The sequence below is a fragment of the Ruminococcus sp. N15.MGS-57 genome (genome assembly GCF_000980385.1).
In the GTDB taxonomy this organism is placed as follows: domain Bacteria; phylum Bacillota; class Clostridia; order Oscillospirales; family Ruminococcaceae; genus Hominimerdicola; species Hominimerdicola aceti.
The window spans coordinates 1-912 of record NZ_LARF01000119.1; the positions used below are offsets into that span (position 1 = coordinate 1).

The following is a 912-nucleotide window of genomic DNA, read 5'->3' on the forward strand; positions in this document are numbered from 1 at the left end:
TCGGTTGATTTCTCTTCCTCGCCCTACTTAGATGTTTCAGTTCAGGCGGTTCCCCACCATGACCTATGTATTCAGTCATGGTTGATGGAGTATTGCTCCATCGGGTTTCCCCATTCGGAAATCCACGGATCAAAGCCCATTTGCGGCTCCCCGTAGCTTATCGCAGCTTGTCGCGTCCTTCGTCGGCTCTCAGTGCCAAGGCATTCCCCTTGCGCCCTTTACAGCTTGACCAGCTGTAAAATCCTCTTTCGAGGATTGTAGCGGATAAACTTTCGTTTATCTCAATTATTAGAGTAATCTCGGTTAAATTTAGCTATTTTGTAGTATGATCTTTTCGATCATATCCCAACAATATAAACGTCAAAACCTATTTGCTGATCTATAAATTAAGATCGGAATAACATTTTAACATTTCCTCTATTGTTGCTTTTGCTTTCGTATTGTTCAGTTTTCAAGGTGCAAATGATAAGAACCTCGCTTCCTTTAATGCTTATGCAAAATTTTATTTCATAAAATTTTGCAAGCAGGTCGCTCGTTTCTTATTGGTGGGCTTGAGAGGACTCGAACCTCCGACCTCACGCTTATCAGGCGTGCGCTCTAACCACCTGAGCTATGAGCCCAAATTGTGGTTCATCAGAAGTCTTACAGTTCCTTTTGAACCGTTGGTGGAGATAAGCGGGATCGAACCGCTGACCCCCTGCTTGCAAAGCAGGTGCTCTCCCAGCTGAGCTATACCCCCGTATATCTCGGGCAGGACCCTGAAAATTAAACAACGAGTTTTGAAAAGAAATCTTTCGTAATGCTGACCTTGGAATTTAAATCAGCTTGTTTCATCTGATTTGGTCTCCATAGAAAGGAGGTGATCCAGCCGCACCTTCCGATACGGCTACCTTGTTACGACTTCACCCCAGT

General features: G+C 44.3%; 2 tRNA genes and 2 rRNA genes. All 4 read right to left on the reverse strand.

The features are described 5' to 3' along the window. A 23S ribosomal RNA gene (locus tag WS40_RS10775) occupies positions 1 to 231 on the reverse strand; the annotation flags it as partial. Between the two features lie 312 nt (positions 232 to 543). Continuing rightward, a tRNA-Ile gene (locus WS40_RS10780) sits at positions 544 to 620 on the reverse strand. Between the two features lie 43 nt (positions 621 to 663). Continuing rightward, positions 664 to 739 (reverse strand) — tRNA-Ala (locus tag WS40_RS10785). 113 nt (positions 740 to 852) lie between these two features. Further along, a 16S ribosomal RNA gene (locus WS40_RS10790) occupies positions 853 to 912 on the reverse strand; the annotation flags it as partial.